At 73.7% G+C, this 414-nt stretch carries 1 pseudogene; it reads right to left on the bottom strand.

Annotated features, from left to right (window positions below):
• Positions 1-414, bottom strand: a pseudogene (locus GTP90_RS36110) (hypothetical protein); the annotation flags it as partial.

Below are 414 nucleotides of genomic sequence, written 5' to 3' on the forward strand. Positions count from 1 at the left end.
ATCTGGCGCCGGCCAGCGGCAGCGTGCCGCCGGGCGCCAGCGCGCGCAGCGCCCCCAGGCTGACGGTGACGCTGCCCAGTTCGATGTCCAGCGTCAGCGACAACTGGTCCAGCGCGCCGGGCGGGAGGGCCGGCGCGTCGTCGGCCGGCGGCGCAGACCGGGGCAGGTCCCGGCCCAAGTCCTCGCTGATCGCCTCGCTCGTGTCCTCGCTCATGCGCTCGTTGCTGTCCTGTGGTGCGTCCATCTGTGTCTCCAAAGCTAGGATGATCAAACTGGCGGGGGCCTGGTAGCGCACGCTGGCGCGCACGCCGCCCAGCGTGACGCTGCCCTGGCCGCTGCAATCGAAGCTGCAGCGCTCCGGCTGCAGCACGTCGCCGGGGCGCAGGCCGGCCAGCGCGCCTTGCGGCAGGCGGT

Origin of the sequence: Duganella vulcania (assembly GCF_009857655.1) — a bacterium.
Classification (GTDB): Bacteria; Pseudomonadota; Gammaproteobacteria; order Burkholderiales; family Burkholderiaceae_D; genus Rugamonas; species Rugamonas vulcania.